The sequence below is a fragment of the Streptomyces sp. NPDC001606 genome (genome assembly GCF_053596835.1).
This window is the reverse complement of sequence record NZ_JBSFHC010000006.1, coordinates 232012-252790: the sequence shown is the minus strand read 5'-3', so window position 1 is coordinate 252790 and position 20779 is coordinate 232012. Positions and strand designations below refer to the sequence as shown.

At 73.5% G+C, this 20779-nt stretch carries 21 protein-coding genes; 9 read left to right on the top strand and 12 right to left on the bottom strand.

The window, feature by feature from the left end; translation table 11 throughout:
• Nucleotides 1–23 precede the first annotated feature (23 nt).
• The 3 genes from ACWCV9_RS14545 to ACWCV9_RS14535 all read right to left on the bottom strand — a co-directional run bounded on the left by ACWCV9_RS14545 (nucleotide 24) and on the right by ACWCV9_RS14535 (nucleotide 3415).
• Nucleotides 24–2054, bottom strand: a complete 2031-nt coding sequence (locus ACWCV9_RS14545) for an NPCBM/NEW2 domain-containing protein (RefSeq protein ID WP_450786649.1) — start codon at nucleotides 2052–2054, stop codon at nucleotides 24–26.
• Between the two features lie 205 nt (nucleotides 2055–2259).
• Nucleotides 2260–3033 (bottom strand): maleylpyruvate isomerase family mycothiol-dependent enzyme, encoded by a 774-nt coding sequence (locus ACWCV9_RS14540; protein ID WP_450786647.1) that lies wholly within the window; start codon nucleotides 3031–3033, stop codon nucleotides 2260–2262.
• Between the two features lie 28 nt (nucleotides 3034–3061).
• Nucleotides 3062–3415 carry a hypothetical protein gene (locus ACWCV9_RS14535; RefSeq protein WP_450786645.1) on the bottom strand — a complete coding sequence of 118 codons (354 nt, stop codon included), beginning with the start codon at nucleotides 3413–3415 and terminating at the stop codon, nucleotides 3062–3064.
• 212 nt (nucleotides 3416–3627) lie between these two features.
• Between ACWCV9_RS14535 and ACWCV9_RS14530 the strand changes: the two genes are divergently transcribed.
• On the top strand, nucleotides 3628–3831 hold the full coding sequence (locus ACWCV9_RS14530; RefSeq protein WP_450786643.1) for a hypothetical protein: 204 nt from the start codon (nucleotides 3628–3630) through the stop codon (nucleotides 3829–3831).
• Nucleotides 3832–3980: 149 nt separating this feature from the next.
• Nucleotides 3981–5024: an NUDIX domain-containing protein gene (locus ACWCV9_RS14525; RefSeq protein ID WP_450786641.1), complete on the top strand. Its 1044-nt coding sequence runs from the start codon at nucleotides 3981–3983 to the stop codon at nucleotides 5022–5024.
• A gap of 16 nt (nucleotides 5025–5040) precedes the next feature.
• Here ACWCV9_RS14525 and ACWCV9_RS14520 read toward each other — a convergent pair whose 3' ends face one another.
• Nucleotides 5041–5742, bottom strand: coding sequence for an MBL fold metallo-hydrolase (locus ACWCV9_RS14520; RefSeq protein WP_450786640.1), 702 nt, complete (start codon nucleotides 5740–5742; stop codon nucleotides 5041–5043).
• A 753-nt stretch (nucleotides 5743–6495) separates the two neighbouring features.
• Nucleotides 6496–7851, bottom strand: a complete 1356-nt coding sequence (locus ACWCV9_RS14515; RefSeq protein ID WP_450786638.1) for a M20/M25/M40 family metallo-hydrolase — start codon at nucleotides 7849–7851, stop codon at nucleotides 6496–6498.
• Nucleotides 7852–7981: 130 nt separating this feature from the next.
• Between ACWCV9_RS14515 and ACWCV9_RS14510 the strand changes: the two genes are divergently transcribed.
• Entirely contained in the window at nucleotides 7982–9235 is a 1254-nt protein-coding gene (locus tag ACWCV9_RS14510) for a geranylgeranyl reductase family protein (RefSeq protein ID WP_385842396.1), read from the top strand.
• Between the two features lie 82 nt (nucleotides 9236–9317).
• Here ACWCV9_RS14510 and ACWCV9_RS14505 read toward each other — a convergent pair whose 3' ends face one another.
• Nucleotides 9318–9773 carry a nitroreductase/quinone reductase family protein gene (locus ACWCV9_RS14505; protein WP_450786635.1) on the bottom strand — a complete coding sequence of 152 codons (456 nt, stop codon included), beginning with the start codon at nucleotides 9771–9773 and terminating at the stop codon, nucleotides 9318–9320.
• 126 nt (nucleotides 9774–9899) lie between these two features.
• Here ACWCV9_RS14505 and ACWCV9_RS14500 point away from each other — a divergent pair, with 126 nt between their 5' ends.
• Complete coding sequence (locus ACWCV9_RS14500; protein ID WP_450786633.1) at nucleotides 9900–10586, top strand: TetR/AcrR family transcriptional regulator; 687 nt, start codon at nucleotides 9900–9902, stop codon at nucleotides 10584–10586.
• 152 nt (nucleotides 10587–10738) lie between these two features.
• On the opposite strand, the gene ACWCV9_RS14495 is transcribed toward ACWCV9_RS14500, so the two are convergent.
• Both ACWCV9_RS14495 and ACWCV9_RS14490 read right to left on the bottom strand, forming a co-directional pair.
• A complete protein-coding gene (locus ACWCV9_RS14495) occupies nucleotides 10739–11023 on the bottom strand; it encodes a DUF6332 family protein (protein WP_450786631.1) in 285 nt (94 codons plus the stop codon).
• 100 nt (nucleotides 11024–11123) lie between these two features.
• Nucleotides 11124–12605: an MFS transporter gene (locus ACWCV9_RS14490; protein WP_450786629.1), complete on the bottom strand. Its 1482-nt coding sequence runs from the start codon at nucleotides 12603–12605 to the stop codon at nucleotides 11124–11126.
• An 85-nt stretch (nucleotides 12606–12690) separates the two neighbouring features.
• On the opposite strand from ACWCV9_RS14490, the gene ACWCV9_RS14485 reads away from it, so the two are divergent.
• The gene (locus tag ACWCV9_RS14485) at nucleotides 12691–13089 is read left to right on the top strand and encodes a MarR family winged helix-turn-helix transcriptional regulator (protein WP_387056518.1); all 399 of its coding nucleotides are present in this window, start codon (nucleotides 12691–12693) and stop codon (nucleotides 13087–13089) included.
• A 27-nt stretch (nucleotides 13090–13116) separates the two neighbouring features.
• Here the strand turns inward: ACWCV9_RS14485 and ACWCV9_RS14480 are convergent, their stop codons facing one another.
• Complete coding sequence (locus ACWCV9_RS14480; RefSeq protein WP_450786627.1) at nucleotides 13117–13854, bottom strand: maleylpyruvate isomerase family mycothiol-dependent enzyme; 738 nt, start codon at nucleotides 13852–13854, stop codon at nucleotides 13117–13119.
• 97 nt (nucleotides 13855–13951) lie between these two features.
• On the bottom strand, nucleotides 13952–15127 hold the full coding sequence (locus tag ACWCV9_RS14475; protein WP_450786625.1) for an MFS transporter: 1176 nt from the start codon (nucleotides 15125–15127) through the stop codon (nucleotides 13952–13954).
• A 539-nt stretch (nucleotides 15128–15666) separates the two neighbouring features.
• On the opposite strand from ACWCV9_RS14475, the gene ACWCV9_RS14470 reads away from it, so the two are divergent.
• Nucleotides 15667–16062 (top strand): luciferase domain-containing protein, encoded by a 396-nt coding sequence (locus ACWCV9_RS14470; RefSeq protein WP_450786623.1) that lies wholly within the window; start codon nucleotides 15667–15669, stop codon nucleotides 16060–16062.
• 27 nt (nucleotides 16063–16089) lie between these two features.
• Here the strand turns inward: ACWCV9_RS14470 and ACWCV9_RS14465 are convergent, their stop codons facing one another.
• Nucleotides 16090–16869 (bottom strand): DeoR/GlpR family DNA-binding transcription regulator, encoded by a 780-nt coding sequence (locus ACWCV9_RS14465; RefSeq protein ID WP_450786621.1) that lies wholly within the window; start codon nucleotides 16867–16869, stop codon nucleotides 16090–16092.
• Between the two features lie 133 nt (nucleotides 16870–17002).
• Between ACWCV9_RS14465 and ACWCV9_RS14460 the strand changes: the two genes are divergently transcribed.
• Nucleotides 17003–17884: an SIS domain-containing protein gene (locus ACWCV9_RS14460; protein WP_450786619.1), complete on the top strand. Its 882-nt coding sequence runs from the start codon at nucleotides 17003–17005 to the stop codon at nucleotides 17882–17884.
• A gap of 24 nt (nucleotides 17885–17908) precedes the next feature.
• On the top strand, nucleotides 17909–18775 hold the full coding sequence (locus tag ACWCV9_RS14455; protein ID WP_450786617.1) for a class II fructose-bisphosphate aldolase: 867 nt from the start codon (nucleotides 17909–17911) through the stop codon (nucleotides 18773–18775).
• A 115-nt stretch (nucleotides 18776–18890) separates the two neighbouring features.
• Here ACWCV9_RS14455 and ACWCV9_RS14450 read toward each other — a convergent pair whose 3' ends face one another.
• Nucleotides 18891–20024: a methyltransferase gene (locus ACWCV9_RS14450; protein ID WP_450786900.1), complete on the bottom strand. Its 1134-nt coding sequence runs from the start codon at nucleotides 20022–20024 to the stop codon at nucleotides 18891–18893.
• A 68-nt stretch (nucleotides 20025–20092) separates the two neighbouring features.
• On the opposite strand from ACWCV9_RS14450, the gene ACWCV9_RS14445 reads away from it, so the two are divergent.
• Complete coding sequence (locus ACWCV9_RS14445; RefSeq protein WP_450786615.1) at nucleotides 20093–20737, top strand: alpha-ketoglutarate-dependent dioxygenase AlkB family protein; 645 nt, start codon at nucleotides 20093–20095, stop codon at nucleotides 20735–20737.
• The last annotated feature ends 42 nt before the right edge of the window (nucleotides 20738–20779 follow it).

Here is a 20779-nt window from a genome sequence, read left to right as displayed (position 1 = left end):
CGCTTCCGCCGGACGTCAGCAGCTCAGCAGCTCAGCCGTGCATCCGCCCAGTCCGCGTGGTCGGAGTCGACGCCGTCGCCGCCGTCGGTGACGACGAGCCGGATCACCTGGGCACCGGTGACGTCCGCGGTGACCGGCCGGGCCGGCATCGCGTTGGTCAGCACTCCGGTGGAGGCGACCTTGGTGCCGTCCGCCCAGATCTCGAAGGCCACGGTGCCGTCCGTGCCCTTCTCGTCGTCCACTCCCACCTCCGCGGTCACCTCGGTGCAGCTCCCGCCGGTGTAGAAGGAGACGTCGCTCAGGGCGTGCACCCCGAGCCCCTTGGCGTGCACCGCCCCGCCGATGGTGATCGGATGCCCGTCTCCCGCGGCGCTCTCCCCGTTGCTGGTGTCGCGCTCCACCGGCCCCCAGCCGTTGACCGCGGACAGCCACGGCAGATCGCTCAGGTAGGACGTCCCGGAGGGCGGCGGTACGACGACCGTGGCGGTCAGCGGCAGCACGCCGTCGACCCGCTCCCCGGACGGCCCGCGGTAACTCGTCCTGAGGGTGAGGTCGTAGGACCCGGTCGGGGTGCCGGCCGGGGCGGTCACCCGCCAGCCGGTGCGCAGGGAGCGGCCGGTGGCGAGGGTGGTGGCCGTGGTCGCGGAGGCGGGCCGTACGGTCCACCCGTCGGGGCCGGTCAGTGAGACGGACACCGTGTGTGCCGGGGTACGGCCGAGATCGGTCGCGGTGCTGGTCAGGGTGGCCGGGGTGCCCGCCTTCAGCAGGGGGCTGCCGTCCAGGCCGAGTTCGACCGCGGGCGGATGAGCCGCCCAGCCCGGGTCGGCCGAGACGCGCAGCAGGACGGTGCCATGGGCCGGAACGGTGGCGGCGAGGGTGCCGGCGGTGTTGTAGCTGCGGTGCTGCCACAGGTCCCGCAGGGTGTAGGCGTCGGCGGCGGGCAGGCCGACCGCGCTCGCGGTGGTGCCGATCCGCTGGGCGGTGCCGGACTCGTTGAACAGGGCGACCGCGCGGCTGCCGTCCCGCATCTCCTTGGCGACGACCCAGCGTCCGCCCGCCGAGGAGACGACCGTGCCCTGCTTGCCGAGCGGGTCCTGGTCGACCGCGATGACCTCCTTGTTGCCGAGGATGCCGAAGGTCGCGGGGGATGCCTTGCGCAGATCGGTGCCGATGAGCAGCGGTGCGGCCATGACCGACCAGAGCGAGAAGTGCGAGCGGTACTCGGTGTCCGTCATGCCGCCGTTGCCGACCTCCAGCATGTCCGGGTCGTTCCAGTGGCCCGGGCCCGCGTACGGCGCGAGCGGGAGGTTCTGCTTCAGGATGGACAGCATCGAGGACCAGTTGTCGCTGATGTCACCGGTGGTCCGCCACAGGTGGCCGACGTCCGAGGCCCACTCCCAGGGCTTGTTCTCCCCCCATTCGCAGATGCTGTAGACGATGGGCCGCCCGGTCGCCTTGAGCGCGTCCCGCATGGTCCGGTAGCGCGTCCGGGCGTCGACGCCCTGGTTGTTGCAGTTGTCGTACTTGAGGTAGTCCACGCCCCAGTCGGCGAACTGCCGGGCATCGCTGTACTCGTGGCCCAGCGCGCCCGGGAAGCCCGCGCTGTTGCAGGTCCTGGTGCCGGCGCTGGTGTAGATGCCGAGCTTGAGCCCCTTGGCGTGGACGTAGTCGGCGACCGCCTTGATGCCGTGCGGGAAGCGGGCCGGGTCGGGCACCAGCTTGCCGTCCGCGTCCCGCTGCGGCAGTGCCCAGCAGTCGTCCAGGTTGACGTACTGGTAGCCGGCGTCCTTCAGTCCCTTCGCCACGAAGAGGTCCGCGATGCCCTCGACCATGGTCTCGTCGAAGTCCGCCCGGCAGTGCGTGGAGTTCCAGTTGTTGAAGCCCATGGGCGGGGTGGCGGCAAGGCCGTCGGCCAGGGCGGGGGCGACGGGTTCGGTGACCGGGGCCGCGACGGCGGGGGCGGCCAGCCCCGCCGTGCACAGCAGGGCGGCGGCGAGCGCTCCGGCCGCTCTTCGCAGGGGTGTGCGGGTCGTGCGGGGGTGAGGCTGACGCATCGTCGATCCTCCGACTCGCGAAAAGGCGGGATGACGGCAGGCGCTGCCCGAAGGGCATGCACGCGTCATCGGTGCGCGTTTACGGTAGGACCTGTCGGACTCTGTTGGAAGAGCTGTGCCCGCTGTGCTCGATGACCCGTCAGAACACCTGATTGCAGCGGATGGTGGACGGCAGGGCGTTCGGATCTGTTCGGCCCGGCGGTGGTCAGGGTTCGTCGCCGACCCGGCCCCAGCCGGGCAGCGGCGGCTGGGGCCAGACGGGCGGCTCGGGCAGCGGGCCAGCGGGTCCGCCCACCGTCAGGGCGTGGGCCGAGGTGCGGCCCGCGAGCCAGCCGAGGAGCTGGTGACCGGCCCCCGCGACCGAGGGGCCGTCCGCCGAGACGGACCAGCGCCGGCCGAGATCGACGGCTTCGGCCGAGCCGATCGGGAATCCCTGGGCGCGCAGCGTGGCGAGGGTGTCGTCCAGGGCCCGGACGACGTACAGATCCGGCCAGTCGGCGGTGGCGTAGCCGGTGTCGAGGTCCAGGTGATGGGTCTCCAGCTCGCGCAGACAGCGCAGCAGCAGGTACCGGGCCGGGTGCCGCCAGCCCGCCAGCGCGGGGACGAGCCGGTCCCAGGCGGGCGCGGGCAGTGCGTGCGCCTCGGCCGCGAACCGGTCGAGGCTCTCCCGCAGGCGGGCCGTCAGGTCGCCAGGGGGCAGTACGGCGTCCCGCTCGACGCCCGCGGCCAGGGCCGCCGCGTCCGCGCGGGGCCCCGGCGCGCGGCCGGTGTGCGCGAGCCGCAGCAGCCACACATAGGCGTCCGCGCTGTGGGCGACATGCGCGAGCAGATGGCCGCGGGTCCAGGGCGCGAGCGCCGTGGGAGCCCGCAGCTCCGCGGCGGTCAGGCCGGCCGCGGCACGGACCAGCCGCGCCGCCGACCGCTCGGCCTCCGCCAGCAGGTCCGCACCGGCCGTGCCGGATGCGAGGGAACCGTTCACACACACTCCCGATCCGTCGCGCTCCGGCTCACCGGAACTCGTGTACGACCTCGATCCGGCCCACGATATGGCGGTTGAACTCGTCCAACTCCTCGGCGGGAACCCACAGTTCGAGGATCGTCTCGCCTCCGGCCCGCTGCACCGGGTACCGGCCCAGAAACTCCGAGTCCACCTCGAAGCGGGTCACGAACCCCGCGCCGTCGTGCCTGACGTTCCAGTCCCGGGCGATGCGGATCGCGTAGTCCTCGTTGAGGACGGGGTAGAAGATCGGCTGCTCGGGCAGCCGGGGCGGCCAGGCACGCCACTCCGTCGCACGCACCAGCTCCAGCTCCTCGGGGCCGGTGGGGCGCCAGAGGGTCGTGGTGGGGCGTGGGCCGGTCATGGTGCGCTTCCTGAGGTCGGGGGCGAGACGCCCGCAGTCGGCGCGGGCGGTACGAGATGCCGGACGATACCGGCGTGCCGAGCGCCCCGGCCAGCCGTTTTCGGCGCACCGGGGGTGGGCGGCCCCGGTGGGCGGCGGCCGCGGCCCCGCCCAGGTTCGGCCGCCGTTGGATTGCCGCGTGACTCCTGGCCGTCCCGGCAGTTGATCAGCACATGAAGAAGCGCAGCATGCTCGCCCTCGCGACCCTCGCCACCGGATTCGTCGTGGCCGCCGTCACCCCGTCCCACGCGGCCGCCCCCGCCGCGGAACCGGGCCCCCTCGGCGGCCTCAATCTCCCGGACACCCTCGACTCCGCCGGCCACCTCGTCAGCCAGGACAGCTTCTCCGTCGACGACCACGCCCCCGGGCAGAACTAGGGCCGACCCCACGGCCGTACGGCGTGTGTGCCGGTGTCCCCGCCGCCGGGGGCACCGGCACTGCTGTGCGGGCGCCCTCACCGGGAGGGGGTTTCCGTGGCAGGGTGTTGCGGGCAAGCCACAGGGGGCCGACACAGGAGGGGGAGTCCGTGACCGTCGTCTGGATCAACGGCGCATTCGGTGCGGGGAAGACCGCGACCGCACGGGAACTGATCGAGCTGGTCCCGCACAGCACGCTCTTCGACCCCGAGGTCGTCGGGGCGGCGCTGCCCCACCTGCTGCCGCCGAAGCATCTCGCCGAGGCCGGCGACTTCCAGGACCTGCCGATCTGGCGCCGGCTCGTGGTGGACACGGCGGCCGCGATGCTCGCCGAGCTGGGCGGCACCCTCGTGGTCCCCATGACCCTGCTGCGTCAGGAGTACCGCGACGAGATCTTCGGCGGCCTGGCCGCCCGCAGGATCCCCGTGCACCATCTGCTCCTCGCCCCGGCGGAAACGATCCTGCGCGAGCGGATAGCCACCCGGGACGTCCCGCCGGACCTGCCCGACGGCGAGCTGAGGACCCGCCAGTGGGCCTACGACCACCTCGACCCCTACCGCGCCGCGCTCGCCTCCTGGCTGACCGCCGACGCCCACCTCCTCGACACCAGCGAGCTCACCCCGTACGAGACCGCCGTGCGCATCGCCGATGCCGTGGGCAGCGGCGCCGTACCCGCCTGCGACATCGTGCAGACACCCGAGCCGACCGCTGAGACGCTCGCCGCGGGGGTGCTGCTCTTCGACGAACAGGACCGGGTGCTGCTGGTCGACCCCACCTACAAGCCCGGCTGGGAGTTCCCCGGCGGAGTGGTGGAACCGGGCGAGGCCCCGGCCCGCGCTGGCATGCGCGAGGTCGCCGAGGAGACCGGGATACGGCTGGCCGAGGTGCCCCGGCTGCTCGTCGTTGACTGGGAGCGGCCCGCGCCGCCCGGCTTCGGCGGACTGCGGCTGCTCTTCGACGGCGGCCGGCTGGCGGCCGATGCGGCGTCCCGGGTGCTGTTGCCGGGGCCGGAGCTGCGCGGCTGGCGCTTCGCCAGCGAGCAGGAGGCCGCCGAGATGCTGCCGCCGGTGCGGTACGAGCGGTTGCGCTGGGCCCTGCGTGCCCGTGAGCGCGGCACCGCGCTCTATCTGGAGGCCGGGGTACCGGTCGGCTGAGGCCCGCTCCCGGGATTCAGCCGGCGGCCGCCCCGCGCAGCGCGGCGGCGGCGCCCCCCAGAACGGGGTCGCCGTGCCCGAAGCACGCCACGTCCGCGTCCAGCCCGGCCAGCCGCCCCAGCGAATCGAGCAGGCGCGGGCGGTCGAGGTTGAACACCCCCGGGATCACCGTGCCGTCCACCGGCGACGCCGCCACCGTGTCCCCGGTGAACAGCACGCCCTCATCAGGAAGGAACAGGGCGATGCTGCCGTCGGTGTGCCCCGGCACATGGACGACCCGCGCACCCCCGCCGAAATCCAGCACCGCGCCGTCGGGGACACCGGTGACCGCGGGCGGGGGCACCGGCGGATCCCCGGGCAGGGCGGCGAGCGCCGCGGCGTGCAGCGGCCGCTCCCACTCCACCAACCGCGGTGGGGGGCCCGCGAGTTCACCCCGGACGAACGGTGCGTCCAGGGGATGCGCCAGCACCTCGGCACCGCTCAGCGCGGCGAACTCGCCCGCCCCGCCCGCGTGATCCTCATGGAAATGGGTCAGCACGATCCGCCGTACGTCCCCGGGGGCGCGCCCCAACGCCGTGAGCGCCTCGGCGATGACCCGCCCGGACCCGACCGGCCCCGCGTCGATCAGCGTCGACTCCTCGCCGTCGGACCAGAGATAGGCCTGACCGACCGGGAAGCGGAACAGGTGCAGGTGCGGCAACAGCGCGATGACGTCCATGCGCCGACGGTAGGCAACACCGCCGCCGGAGCACGAGAGCGCTCTGCCGTGGGCAGAAGAGGTCAGCGCATGGAGGGGGCTGGGGGGAATGCCGTCGCCCGAGGGCACCAGTGCTTGGGAAGCCATCGGCGGAGGGCGTCAGCGCACGGCGTGCTTCCCGGGGGAGCCGTCGGAACATGGCGTCAGCTCGCGCCGCTGTTACCGAGTGGCCTCGGCTGACGCCGCTGTCGCCGGGCAGCCGTCGGCAGATGGCATGAGCGCGCGGCGTGGTCGCCGGAATGCCGGGGGCGGAAGGCGTCAGCGCCTGGCGGAGTCGCCGGGGAGCCGTCGGCAGATGGCGTCAGCACACGCCGCTGTCACTGAGCGGGCTCGGCTGACGCCGCTGTCCTTGGGCCGCCGTCGATGGAAGGCGCCGGCCCTCGGTGTGGTCGCAGGGGCGCCGCCGGCCGGAGGCATCAGCCCACGCCCCTGTCGTCGTACAGCCGTCGGCGGAAGGCATCAGCCACGCTGCCGACACCGCGCAGCCTTTGGCAGATGGCACCAACGTGCAGCGTGATCGCCGGAATGCCGTCGTCAGACGGCGTCGGCTCACCCCGCTGTCGTCGTACAGCCATCGGCCGAAGGCATCAGCCCGCGCCGCTGGCACCGCGCAGCCGTCAGCAGATGGCCTCGGCCCGCCGCGCGGTCACCACCCTGCCGGCGGCAGATCGCCTCAGCTCACCGCCCGCCACCACCCCGTCGGCGGCAATCGCCTCAGCCCGCCGCGTAGTTGCGCAGGAACAGGGCCTCGGCGACCGACAGCCGCTCCAGTTCCTCCGGGGACACGCTCTCGTTGACCGCGTGGATCTGTGCCTCCGGCTCGTTCAGGCCGATGAGCAGGATCTCCGCCTCCGGGTAGAGCCCGGCGAGGGTGCTGCACAGCGGGATGGAGCCGCCCTGGCCGGCGTATTGGAGGGTCTCGCCCGGGTAGGCGACCGCCATCGCGTCGGCCATCGCCTGGTAGGCCGGGCTGGAGGGGTCGGCGCGGAAGGCCTGGCCCTCGCCGATCTGCTCGGTGGTGACCCGGGCACCCCACGGGGTGTGCGTCTCGAGGTGGGCCTGGAGCAGCTTGCTCGCCTGCGCCGCGTCCACGCCCGGCGGCACCCGCAGGCTGATCAGCGCGCGGGCGCTGGCCTGCACGGACGGGGTGGCGCCGACGACCGGCGGGCAGTCGATGCCGAGGACGGTGACCGCGGGGCGGGCCCAGATGCGGTCGGCGACCGAGCCGTCACCGATCAGCTCCACGCCGTCCAGCACCTTGGCGTCCGCGCGGAACTGCTCCTCGGTGTACTCCAGGCCCTCCCAGGTCTCCGCCGCCCCGAGCCCGTCGACCGTGGTGGAGCCGTCCTCGGCGCGCAGCGAGTCCAGGACCCGGATCAGCGCGGCCAGCGCGTCCGGGGCGGCCCCGCCGAACTGGCCCGAGTGCAGGTTGCCCGCGAGGGTGTCGATCCGGACCCGGACCAGGGTCATGCCGCGCAGGGTGGTGGTGACCGTCGGCAGACCGACGCGGAAGTTGCCCGCGTCGCCGATCACGATCGAGTCGGCCGCCAGCAGCTCCGGGTGCTGCTCGGCGTACCGCTCCAGGCCGCCGGTGCCCTGCTCCTCCGAGCCCTCGACGATCAGCTTCACGTTCACCGGGACTCCGCCGTTCGCCTTCAGGGCGCGCAGCGCGAGCAGGTGCATGATGAAGCCGCCCTTGCAGTCGGCGGTGCCACGGCCGTACCAGCGGCCGTCCCGCTCGGTCAGCTCGAACGGCGGAGTGGTCCAGCCGCTCTCGTCCAGCGGCGGTTGCACGTCGTAGTGGGCATACAGAAGAACCGTTTTTGCGCCCTCGGGGCCCGGCAGATAGCCGTACACCGACTGGGTGCCGTCGGGCGTGTCGAGCAGGGCCACGTCGGTGCAGCCCTCGGCGCGCAGCGCGTCCGCGATCCAGTTGGCGGCGGCCTCGCTCTCGCTCCTCGGGAACAGCGTGAAGTCCGCCACCGACTTGAAAGCGACCAGCTCGCCCAGCTCCGCTTTGGCCCGGGGCAGCAGCGAGGCGACGGTCTCGGCGACCGGATTCGACGACATGGGCACGCTCCTCGTGGGTGCGACGTTTACCTGGTGAGTAACCCGATCCTCCCACAGTGGCCTGCGACGACGGCCGCCGTAGGATGCGGGGGACACTTCGGCAGCGGCTTGATCGGAGCAGTAGACCATCGTGAGCGGCGAGAACTCTTCGGCAGACGACGTGCAGCAGGTCTGGGACGTCGTCGTGGTGGGCGCGGGACCCGCGGGGGCCTCGGCGGCCTACGCGGCGGCGGTCGCGGGGCGCCGCGTCCTGTTGCTGGAGAAGGCCGAGTTGCCCCGCTACAAGACCTGCGGCGGCGGCATCATCGGCCCCTCGCGCGACGCGCTGCCGCCCGGATTCGAGCTGCCGTTCCGGGACCGGGTGCACGCGGTCACCTTCTCGAACAACGGCCGCTTCACCCGCACCCGCCGCTCCAAGCAGATGCTGTTCGGGCTGATCAACCGGCCCGAGTTCGACCAGCAGCTGGTCGAGCACGCCCAGAAGGCGGGCGCCGAGCTGCGTACGGGCGCCACCGTGCAGCGGGTCGAGCAGCACGGCTCGGCGGTGCCGGACCGGCGCACGGTCGCCGTGGTCCTCCAGGGCGGGGAGACGGTGCTGGCCCGCGCGGTCGTCGGCGCCGACGGCAGCGCCAGCCGGATAGGGGCCCATGTCGGGGTCAAGCTCGACCAGGTGGACCTCGGCCTGGAGGCGGAGATCCCGGTCCCCGAGCCGGTCGCCGAGGACTGGAAGGGGCGGGTGCTCATCGACTGGGGCCCGCTGCCGGGCAGTTACGGCTGGGTGTTCCCCAAGGGCGACACGCTCACCGTGGGAGTGATCTCCGCGCGCGGCGAAGGCGCGGCCACCAAGCGGTACTTGGAGGACTTCATCGCCCGGCTGGGGCTGGCCGGCTTCGAGCCCGCCATCTCCTCCGGGCACCTCACCCGCTGCCGTGCCGACGACTCCCCGCTCTCCCGCGGCCGGGTCCTGGTCTGCGGCGACGCGGCGGGACTGCTGGAGCCGTGGACCCGTGAGGGCATCTCCTTCGCGCTGCGCTCGGGCCGGCTGGCGGGGGAGTGGGCGGTCCGCATCGCCGAGGCGCACGACGGCGTCGACACCCGCCGCCAGGCCCTGAACTACGCGTTCGCGATCAAGGCCGGGCTCGGCGTCGAGATGAGCGTCGGCAAGCGGATGCTGGCCCTGTTCGAGCGGCGCCCCGGCCTCTTCCACGCGGCCCTCACCGGCTTCCGCCCGGCCTGGCGGGCGTTCCGCGACATCACCCAGGGCTCGACCTCGCTCGGCGAGATCGTCCGCACCCGCCCGATCGCCCAGCGCGCCCTGACCGCGCTGGACCGGGGCCCGTCGGCTCCGGTGGAGGCGGAGGCGGAGGACGCGTCCGCCTCCTGAGGAACGGGCCGGCGGGCCGGGGGCACGTCCCTGCCGCGCCGGAGTACCGAGGGGGCGTCCGTCGACCGGGTCGGCGGGCGCCTCACCGGGTGACGGTGATGCGGAACACCGGGTGATCGGGGGCGGCCGCGAGCAGCTCCGCGTCGGAGGACGCGGCCGTCACCCCGTTGAAGTAGTCCTTGACCTGCCAGCCCCACCGCTCCAGGTAGGTCCGCAGCACCGGCACCTTCTCCGCGTCGGGCAGCTCCACCGCGGTGAAGGTGCGCACCCCGCGGCCGACGCGCAGCTCCCCGCCCCCGGCGGCGCGCATGTTCCGCACCCACTGCGAGTGCCCGCGCGCCGAGACCAGATACTGCCCGCCCTCGTACGTGTGCGGGTTGACCGGGATGCGCTGCATCCGGCCGCTCGTCCGGCCCCGCACGGACAGTTCCGCGGAGCCGGCGAGGCTGAGGCCGTGCCGGGCCAGCCAGCCGATCACGCTGTTCAGGCGGACGGTCATCGGGCTGCCCTTGAGGTAGTACGGCGAAGACGACGACATGGTGACCCCCACGGTCCGGGAGAGCGGTGCTCTCGCTTGCCCTCAGTCTGGAGCAGATCGGTGCTCCGGTGCAAGAGCAGTGCTCTCTTTTGTGTGCACCGATCTCGTTCGTGGCACACTGCTGGCATGAGCACTGCACAGGGCGCCCGCGCACGGGTCAGGTCGGAAGTCACCGCGGCCATCAAGGAAGAGGCCCGCAGACAGCTCGCCGCACAGGGGGCGGCGAAACTGTCGCTGCGTGCCGTGGCTCGCGAGCTGGGCATGGTCTCGTCGGCCCTGTACCGCTACTTCCCCAGCCGTGACGACCTGCTGACCGCCCTGATCATCGACGCCTACGACTCCCTCGGCGAGGCGGCGGAGAAGGCGCTGCGCGCCGCGAGCGACGCCCCCGCGGTGGCCCGCTGGACCGCGGTGTGCGAGGCGGTGCGCGGCTGGGCACTGGCCCATCCGCACGAGTACGCGCTGATCTACGGCTCGCCCGTGCCCGGCTATGCCGCCCCCGAGACGACCGTCCCGGCCGCCTCCCGGGTCGGCCTGGTCCTCATCGGCATCGTCCGGGACGCCCATCAGAGTTCCGGCCTCGCCGAGCTGAGCCTGTCCGACGGGCTGCGCCCCGAGGCCGAGCGCATGGCGGCGGACCTCGTCCCGGACCTGCCCCCGGAGGCGGCCGCGGCGCTGGTGGCGGCCTGGGCCCAGCTGTTCGGGCTGGTGAGCTTCGAGCTGTTCGGCCAGTTCAACAACGTGGTCGAGGACCGGGCCGCCTTCTTCCGCCACGCGGCGGCGGGACTCGCCCACGGCGTGGGGCTGTGCTGACGCGTGGGGCTGCGCTGACGGGCGGTGCCGCGCTGACCCGGCCGCCGATCGTCGCCGTACTCCCCGGGGCGTACCCGTGATCACCCTGTCGCGGCCCACGGCCGGCGGCACCGGCTGGGCGCCCCGGACCGCGCCCGACTCGCCGCCCTCGCCTACGAGTTCGGGTGGGTGCGCCCCGGCCGGCCGGGCCGAGCCGACCGGCGGAAGCGCCGCAGCACACTCACCACCCGCACCACGAACACGGCCAGCGCCAGAAACAGCCCCAGCCGCGGCAGCACCAGGACCATCGGCTTCGGCAGGTCGAACAGCAGCACCGGCCCGGCCACGGCCCCCAGCACCACGAACGCCGCGAACGCGGCGCTGGCCAGCGCGTACCCGATCTCGACCGTCGCTGCGTCCCGCTCGGCCGCGCTGCGGCGTCCCCCGTACGTGTCCATGACCCCAGTGTGCCCCAGCGCCCGCCGCCGATACGCGGGCGCGCCCGGGGCGGGCAACTGCCGCCGCCGGGCGCGCTGTCGGGCTGTCGTCGGGGACGGCTCAGTCGTGCACCGCCACGCGCTCCCCCTCCGTCTGTGCCGCGGCGGACCGGGCCACCACGAGGGAGGGCTGGGTACGACGGCTGCGCAGCCCGGGGAGGGTGAGCAGCAGCCCGGCCAGGGCGATGCAGGCGACCACGGCGAAGCCGGGCCGGTAGCTGTCGAGGACGGCCTGCGGGGTGGGATGCGCCGGGGTGTGCGCGGTCACCACGGCCGTCACCACCGCCAGGAAGATCGCGCCGCCCACCTGTACGGAGGTGTTGAGCAGCCCGGAGACCATCCCCTGCTCATGGTCCTCGACGCCGTTGGTGGCCTGGATGTTGAGCGAGGGGAAGACCAGCGCACAGGCCGCGCCGATCAGCAGCATGGAGGGCAGCACGGCCGCCGCGTACACCGGGTGCAGGTCGACGCGCAGGAACAGCGCGTACCCGAGGACCATGAACGCGAAGCCGGCCGCGATCAGCCGCGGGGTGCCGAACCGGTCGACGATCGCGCCGACCTTGGTGGAGGACACCGCCACCAGCGCCCCTGCCGGCAGGAAGGCGAGCGCCGTGTGCAGCGCCGACCAGCCGAGCAGGGACTGCATGTAGAGGGTGGTCAGGAACTGGAAGCCGACGTACGACCCGAAGAAGGCGACCGCGCCCAGCTGGGCCCGCAGCTGGCTGCCCGAGCGCAGCACGCCCAGCCGGATCAGCGGGCTCGGCGAGCGCCGTTCCACCCGCACGAACGCGGTCAGCAGCACCACCACGGCCAGGAAGGACAGCAGGGTGCGGGGCGTGGTCCAGCCGGTGTCCGGAGCCTGCACGACGGTGAAGACCAGGAGCAGCATCGACGCGGTGCCGAGGACGGCGCCCGGGATGTCGTAGCCGGCGTGCTGCTCCTCGCGGGCGCTGCGCGGCAGCAGCCGCAGCCCCGCGGCGAGGGCGATCAGCGCGACCGGCGCCGGCAGCAGCATGGTGAAGCGCCAGCTGGCCTCGGTGAGCAGGCCGGAGAGGACCAGGCCCATCGAGAAGCCGGTGGCGGCGCAGGTGGTGTAGATCGACAGGGCCCGGTTGCGCAGCGGGCCCTCGGGGAACGTCGTGGTGATGATCGACAGGCCCGCCGGTGCGGTGAAGGCCGCGCTCAGACCCTTGATGAAGCGGCTGGCGATCAGCAGTGGCCCGGAGTCCACGACCCCGCCGAGCAGCGAGGCGAGCGCGAAGACGCCGAGCGCGACGAGGAACACCTGGCGCCGGCCCAGCAGATCGGCGGTACGGCCGCCGAGCAGCAGCAGACCGCCGTAGCCCAGGATGTAGCCGCTGACGATCCACTGCAATGTCGAGGTGGACAGATGCAGGTCGGAACCGATGGACGGCAGGGCGACACCGACCATCGACACATCCAGCGCGTCCAGGAACATCGCGGCGCACAGCACCAGCAGGGTGCCCCAGAGCCGGGGCGTCCAGCGCCCGTCGGACGGGGTGGGGGTGAGCGGAGAGGTCATGACCGAGACACTACATGCGCATGCATTGGATGCAAATGCATTTAATGCCGGTGCAACAAAATCGTTTTTCTGCTACGGTGCGCTCATGGCGGCTAAGAAGCCTGAGCAGGCGCTTGTGGAGCAGTGGCGGGACCTTCTGTCCCTGCATGCCCGCACCCAGTGCGAGGTGGACCGGGCGCTGCACCAGCACGGTCTGTGCGCCAGCGACTTCGAGGTGCTCGACCTGCTGGCCGAGGGTGCGGCGGCGGACGGCGGCTGCGCCTACCGGGTGCAGGAGATCTCCGAGCGCGTCCATCTCAGCCAGAGCGCGCTGTCCCGGCTCATCGGCCGGCTGGAGAAGGACGGCCTGGTCGAGCGGGGCATGTGCGCGGAGGACCGGCGGGGCGTCCGGGTCGCCCTCACCGCGAAAGGGCGCGCGCTGCACGGCGAGGTACGGCCGGTGCAGCGCGCGGTACTGGCCCGGATGCTGTCCGACGCGGACTGACCGGGCGCCGGATCCTCCGGCGGGGCGTCAGATCGCGGACGTCTCCCGCCACAGCTCGGCCAGCGACCGGTCGCCGGTCACCTGCGGCACCGGCACCCGGTTCCACAGCGCCAGGTACAACTGGTCGGCGGGGCCGGACAGTTCGGCCTCGGCCGGGCCCGACTCCGCCCGCTCGGCCACCGGCGGCTGGTCCGACAGCCGTACGGTCCACACGGCGTCCGGTCCCGCGTCCGTCGCACGCACCCGCAGCACCCGCGGCTGCTCGGTGCGCACCCGGCTCCGCTCCCGGGCGTGGAAGCCGCGCAGCAACTCGTCGATGCCGTCGGCCGCGAAGTCCACGGCGATCGGGGACGCCACACCATCGCGCGCCATCTCGGCGTCGTACCGGTGGACGGCCGTCTCGTGCGCCTGGCGCCGGGTCCAGAAGGCGAGCGGGGAGGGGCTGTTGGGCAGGAAGGTGAAGCACTCCACGTCGGCGGGGGCGGCCGCGAGGGCGTCGACCAGCAGCCGGTGACTGTCCCGGTACCAGTCGACCAGCTCGGCCCCGTCCAGGTCCGGCTGCTCACCGAAGGGCTGCGGCTCGCGGTGCCCGTCGGTGATGAACGACGCGGCCCACCGGTGCACCGCACCCGTGTGCCGCAGTAGGTCCCGCACCTGCCACTCGGGGCAGGTCGGCACCTTGGCCTCGGTGCCCGATACGGCGGCGGCCGCCGCGAGCAGCCGGCCCTCGCGGTCCAGTGTCTTCAGGAAGTCGGCAGTGTCCATGGGGCGAGTGTGCCGGATGGAGCGCGCTCGAGGACCACGATTTTCCGGCGCCGGCCGCCCCTGCCGCGCGGCCCGGCGCACCACCGCCGCAGCCGCGTCAGTCGCCCAGCGCCCGCCGCGTCGACACCCCGACGGCGGCGGCGACCGCGGCGAGCGCGGCCACGCTCGTGAGCGCGGCGGACAGCGAGAACCACTCGGCCATGAAGCCGATCGCGGGCGGTCCGAGCAGCATGCCGCCATAGCCCAGCGTGGAGGCGACGGCCACCCCGGACGGCCCGGTCAGCGCACCGGCCCGCTCCACGGCGACCGGGAAGAGATTGGCGAGCCCGAGCCCGGTGACGGCGAAGCCGGCCAGCGCGGCCCACACGGAGGGGGCGAGCGAGCCGAGCAGCATGCCCGCCGCCGCGACCGTGCCGCCGGCGATCACGGTCCGGGCCCGGCCGAGCCGGGCCAGCAGCGTCGTCCCGGTCAGCCGGCCCAGGGTCATGGCGAGCGCGAAACACGCGTACCCGACGGCGGCCGTGCCCGCGGAGGCCGCCAGGTCCTGCTGGAGATGGAGCGCGCCCCAGTCGGCCATGGCACCCTCGCCGTAGGCGGTGCACAGCGCGACCAGCCCGAACACGAAGACCAGTCGCCGGGATCCGCCGGGCCGGGGTGCCCGCCCCTGGTCCGACGGCGCCGGACGCGTCCCCGGCGCGGGCGTGGGCGGCTCCAGCCGCAGCAGGGCGCGCCCGGCCACGGCGGTGACGAGCAGCCCGATCACCGCCAGGCCGAGCAGATGACGGGTGGGGGAGAGGGCGCCGGCGACCAGCCCGCCGAGCCCCGCGCCCAGCATTCCGCCCAGGCTGAAGGCGGCGTGGAAGCTGGGCATGACCGGCCGGCGCAGGGCGGCCACCAGATCGACGGCGGCACTGTTGAAGGCGACGTTGATCCCGCCGTACGCGCCGCCGAACAGCAGCAGTACGGCGCCGAGGGCAGGCGCGGAGTGGGTGAGCGGGGGCAGGGAGATGCTGAGCGACAGCAGCACGGCGCAGACCACGGTGACCGGATGGCTGCCGTAGCGGCGGCACAGGCGCCCGGTCAGGGTCATGGTCAGCACGGCCCCCGCGGAGACGCCGAGCAGCGCGAGCCCGAGCGCGCCGGCGGAGGCGTGCGTCTGGTGCTTGATGTCGGGGATGCGGACGACCCAGCCCGCGAAGAGGAAGCCGTCGACGGCGAAGAAGGCGGTGAGCGCCGTGCGCAGGCGGCGCAGGGAGCTGCCGGGACCCGGCACGACGCTGTGCGTTCGGGTTTTGTTTATTTGCGGCACAAATTCAGCGTAGGGTTGCCCCGGGCGACACCGCAAGGGCGGGGCGGCGCCCGCGGAAACGGTCGCGAAGGGGTACGGCGATGACGGGCGGTGCCGGGTGCAGGGCCGCCGATGTTCCGGGAGGGACCCTCGCCGCGGAGTGCCTCCGCCGAACTCTGCCGGCTCCGCACCGACTTCCCGAGGGGTGCGGCCGCAGGGCCTCACCCGGCAGGGGGCTGCCCCGACGACGGACGGGTTCTCGCCGTCACCCGGTCCGGGGACTGCCCTCCCTTTCGCCGGTGTACGGCACACCGGTTGCCCCGGCGCCCGGCTCCGGGCGTCCATGGACCCCCGAGACCGCCTTGACCTGCGGCGACTTGGAGCCGCTGGCCGGAATGCGCGGTCAACATGGCCCGCTGCGCGGCCGCTTAGGGCCCGTCGCCCACAGTCCCCGCGCGAATACAGGTCGGTTAATGCTTGCGCACGAGCTGGTTGCGGGCGGGTGAGCGCGCCATGATGGCCCCATGACGTTGGCCTCGCGCGCATTCGCGCAACTGGCGACCTGGCCGGATCTGAATCAGGCGGTACCGAGCTGCGGGCTGGGACAGGCCGTCAGCTCGGCGCAGGGCGAGATCGCCCACTTCCACTCGGACCGTGATGTCGATCTGCGGCTGACCGACCGGTGCATCCGGCGGTTCGCCAAGGACCTCCGGGGCTCGGGCGCCATCCGGATCGTGCCGGGCTCCCAGTGGGTGACCCTGCGCCTCGACGCCGCGAGCGACGTCGACCTGCTGCTCACCCTGGTGAGCGTGGCACTCCAGGCCCAGCAGTCCTGGCCCGACCCGGCCGACCGGCCACCGGTGGGGTGCAACGACCAACGCGGGGCGGGGTTCGTCAGCGCCGACCACAGCGGCAGGTGAGGTCCGGGCCGACGGTGGCTCGGCGGTTCACACGGCGAGGACGCCGACGCCCGCCTCCTCGAAGCGCTGCACCATGCGCTCGTCCACCGCCGTGTCCGTCACCAGGGTGTTCACCAGTTCGGTGCCGCAGATCCGGGCGAACGCCCGCCGGCCCAGCTTGCTGGAGTCCGCGGCGACGACAACCCGCTCCGCGCGCTCGCACAGCAGGCGGTTGATCGCGGCCTCCGCCTCGTCGTGGGCCGCCGCACCGTGCCCGGCGTCGAACGCGACGACACCGAGCACGGCCACGTCGAGCGTGATCTGCCCGAGCACCCCGTCCGCGAGCGGGCCGATGAGTTCGTACGACTGCGGGCGCGCCACCCCGCCGGTCACCACGATCTTGAACTGGGGGCGGACGGCCAGCTCGTTGGCGATGTTCAGCGCGTTGGTGACGACCGTCAGCGCCGGTGAGCCGGTGGCCAGATCCCCGCGTACGGCGAGCGCGCGGGCCACCTCCGTGGTGGTCGTGCCGCCCGTCAGTCCCACCGCCTCGCCCGGCGCGAGAAGGCCGGCCACCGCCTTGGCGATCCGCTGCTTCTCGGAGGCGCGCCGCGCCGTCTTGTAGCGCAACGGGAGTTCGTACGACACCCCGTGCACCACCGCGCCGCCCCGGGTGCGGACCAGCATCTGCTGTTCCGCGAGCTGGTCGAAGTCCCTGCGGATCGTCGCCGCCGACACCGCCAGCTCGGCCGCCGCCTCCTCGACCTCCAGCCGGCCGCGCTCGACGAGCAGCTCCAGCAGCGCCTTCCAGCGGGCGTCCCGGGACATCCCCACCCTCCGTTCTCCGGTCGTTCTTTCGACCTCCCGTGACCCTAGCGCACCTCACTCTGCGCCCGGATGCTTGATTGTGCTCGAAAATTCGCTATATCTTGCAGGAACAATCAGCAGGGAGGGTGTCGGCATGACATATGTCGAGGACGAGCTGAACAGCCAGCCCGAGTGCTGGACCCGGGCGGCGGCCGAGGCCGGACGGCACCGCGAGGCGCTCCCGCGGCCCGGCGAGCGGGTCGCCGTCGTGGGCTGCGGGACCTCGTACTTCATGGCGCAGGCGGTGGCCGCGCTGCGCGAGGGCGCCGGGCAGGGCGAGACCGACGCGTTCGCCGCCTCCGAGTTCCCGCACGGGCGGTCGTACGACCGGGTCGTCGCCCTCACCCGCTCCGGCACCACCACCGAAGTGCTGCGGCTGCTGGGCGAGTTGGGCGACCGTACGGTCACCACCGCGATCACCGCCGACCCGGACACCCCCATCTCCTCCGCCGCCGGACACCTCGTCGTCCTGGACTTCGCCGACGAACGCTCCGTCGTCCAGACCCGGTTCGCCACCACCGCCCTCACCCTGCTGCGCGCCCACCTCGGCCTGCACAGCGAGTCCACCGTCACCGACGCGCGCACGGCCCTCCGGGAAACCCTGCCCGAACAGCTCGTCAATCGCACCCAGTTCACCTTCCTCGGGCGCGGCTGGACGGTCGGACTCGCCCATGAGGCCGCGCTGAAGATGCGCGAGGCCGCGCAGTGCTGGACCGAGTCCTACCCGGCGATGGAGTACCGGCACGGACCGATCAGCATCACCACCGAGTCCACCGCCACCTGGATGTTCGGCGAGGCACCCGACGGGCTCGCCGAACAGGTCCGCGCCACCGGCGGACTGTGGACCGCGGGCACCCTGGACCCGCTCGCCGAACTGGTCCGCGCCCAGCGGCTCGCGGTCGCCGTCGCCGCTGCGCGCGGCCTCGACCCGGACCGGCCCCGCCACCTCACCCGCTCGGTGATCCTCGCCTCCTGACACCGCGCCCGGAAGGACACCCCCGTGCCTCTCGCGTCAACCGGTGAGCTGGTCGCCCGGGCCGCCGCGGCCCGCTCCGCCGTCGCCGCGTTCAACGTCATCACCCTGGAACACGTCGAGGCCGTCATCGCCGGCGCCGAGTCGGCCGGGGCGCCCGTCGTCCTCCAGGTCAGCGAGAACGCCGTCAAGTTCCGCTACGGACGGCTGCTGCCGCTGGCCCGCGCCGCGGTCGCCGCCGCCGAACGCGCCGCCGTGCCCGTCGCGTTGCATCTCGACCATGTGCAGAGCGACGACCTGCTCCGCCAGGCGCCCGGCGCGGGCTTCAGCTCGGTGATGTACGACGCCGCCCGGCTGCCGTACGCCGAGAACCTCGCCGCCACCCGGGCCGCCGCCGACTGGGCGCACGCCCAAGGGCTCTGCATCGAGGCCGAGTTGGGACAGATCGGCGGCAAGGACGGCCGCCCCCCGCTGGACGCCCACGCCCCCGGCGCCCGCACCGACCCCGACCAGGCGCGGGACTTCGTCCGCCGGACCGGGGTCGACGCCCTCGCCGTCGCCATCGGCAGCGTGCACGCGATGACCACCCGCACCGCCGCCCTCGACCACGCCCTGCTCAAGCGGCTCTCCGCCGCGCTGCACATCCCGCTCGTGCTGCACGGCTCCTCCGGCGTGCCGGACGACGGACTCGTCGCGGCGGTCGCCGGCGGCATCGCCAAGGTCAACGTCGGCACCGCCCTCAACGCGGCCATGACCCGCGCCATCCGCACCTTCCTCGCCGCCCGCCCCGAAGCCGTCGACTCCCGCACCTACCTGAGCGTGGGCCGCGAGGCGATGGCCACCGAGGTACGCCGCATCATCGGCGTGCTGGGTGCGAGGGCGACGGGGCGGTGATGGGTTGGTGGTTGTCGGGGGTGGTGCGGCGGTGGGGTTGCTGGTCGTCGGCGGGTGTGTCGGTGCGGTAGGCACACCGACTGGCCACACGCCCGCGCACGCCTCCGTGAGATGCTCAGCCCCGCTTGATCGCCCGCAGCACCACGAACTTCGGGTCGCTGGCCACCAGCTCGCTGTTGCCGAACAACCGCTTCAGCTTCACGTGGTACCCCAGGTGCCGGTTACCGATCACCCACAGCTCGCCGCCCGTCCGCAGCGCCCGCTTCGCCCCGGTGAACATGCGCCACGCCGTTGCGTCGGTCGTCGCCTGGTGGGAGTGGAACGGCGGATTGTTCAGGACCAGGTCCACACTGTCGTGGGCCACCCCGGCCAGCCCGTCCCCGACCCGGAACTCCGCGTGGCCGGGTACCCCGTTGGCCTTGTACGTCGCCTCCGCCGAGGCGACGGCCTGGAACGACTCGTCCACGAACAGCACCTCGGCCGACGGATCGGCCAGCGCCACCGCCGTACCGACGACACCGTTGCCGCACCCCAGGTCCACCACGCGCCCCGCGCCCGGGGCGGGCAGATGCCCCAGGAGGAAACGGGTGCCGATGTCGAGCCGGTCGGCGCAGAACACACCGGCTTGGTTGACGACCGTACGGCCGGAGATCGCGCCGATGCCGTCCGGCAGCGCGTAGCTGTACGGCCACGGGTTCGCGGGCCGCTCCAGCGCCGGGTCCGGGGTGCAGAAGATCAGCCGGGCCTTCTGCCGGGCCAGCGAGGTCCGGGTCGGCCCGAGAATCCGCTCGAACAACTGGAGCGTGGAGGTGTGGATCTCCTTCACCATGCCGGTGCCGACCACGACCGTGCCCGCGTGCACCCCGGGCGCCAGCCGCAGCAGCTGGTCCTCCAGCAGCGCCAGGCTCTTCGGCACCCGCACCAGCAGCACGTCCACCCGCTCCGGTGGCGGGTCCTGGGTGGTGAGCAGCTGGACCGCCCCGGGCTGCACCCCGGCGCGCGCCAGGTTGACCCGGGTCGCCTCCTGGCTCAGGAAGGAGTCGGTGATCTGCGTCGGCCGGTGCTCCGCCAGGGCGGTCACCAGCGCACCCCAGCGGTCGCCGACCACGACGACCGACCCGGTGAGCGGCACCCCCTCCTCGGCCAGATGGCTCAGCAGGTACGCGTCGGAGGCGTCCCAGGCACGCAGCCGGTCGCGGGGATCCTCGGGGAAACGGGTCAGCTCGACCTCGCCCCACGGTGTCGTCATACGCTCGCTCATCGTGCCTCCAGGCTAGCGGAGCCGCAGCTCAGCGAGGGTGGGGGCAGGATGGGGGCATGGATGCGGAGCTGTTTCCGAGGGAGCGCGCGCAGGTCGCGCCGGGCGCCGTGCACGTCCCGGACTGGCTCGACCCCGACCGGCAGCGCGAACTGCTCGCCGCCTGCCGGGCGTGGGCGCGGCCCCCGGCCGGCCTGCGCACGGTGCACACCCCCGGCGGCGGCACGATGACCGCGCGGCAGGTCTGTCTGGGCTGGCACTGGTATCCGTACACCTACGCCCGTACGGCCGTCGACGGCGACGGCGCGCCCGTGAAGCCCTTCCCGGCCTGGCTCGGCGCCCTGGCCCGGCGCGCCGCCGCCGACGCGCTCGGCCCGCAGGACCACCACGCCTACGACATCGCACTGATCAACTTCTACGACGGCACCGCCCGCATGGGGATGCACCGCGACAGCGACGAGCGGGCGGACGCGCCGGTGGTCTCGCTGAGCCTCGGCGACAGCTGCGCGTTCCGCTTCGGCAACACCGGGACCCGCGGCCGGCCGTACACCGATGTGGAGCTGCGCAGCGGCGACCTGTTCGTCTTCGGCGGACCGTCCAGGCTCGCCTATCACGGCGTGCCCCGCGTGCACCCGGGCACCGCACCGCCCTGGCTGGGCCTGACGGGACGGCTGAACATCACCCTGCGGGTGAGCGGCCGGTAACCGGCGGCGCGGGCCACCAGCGGAGCGGATCATGGGAGACTC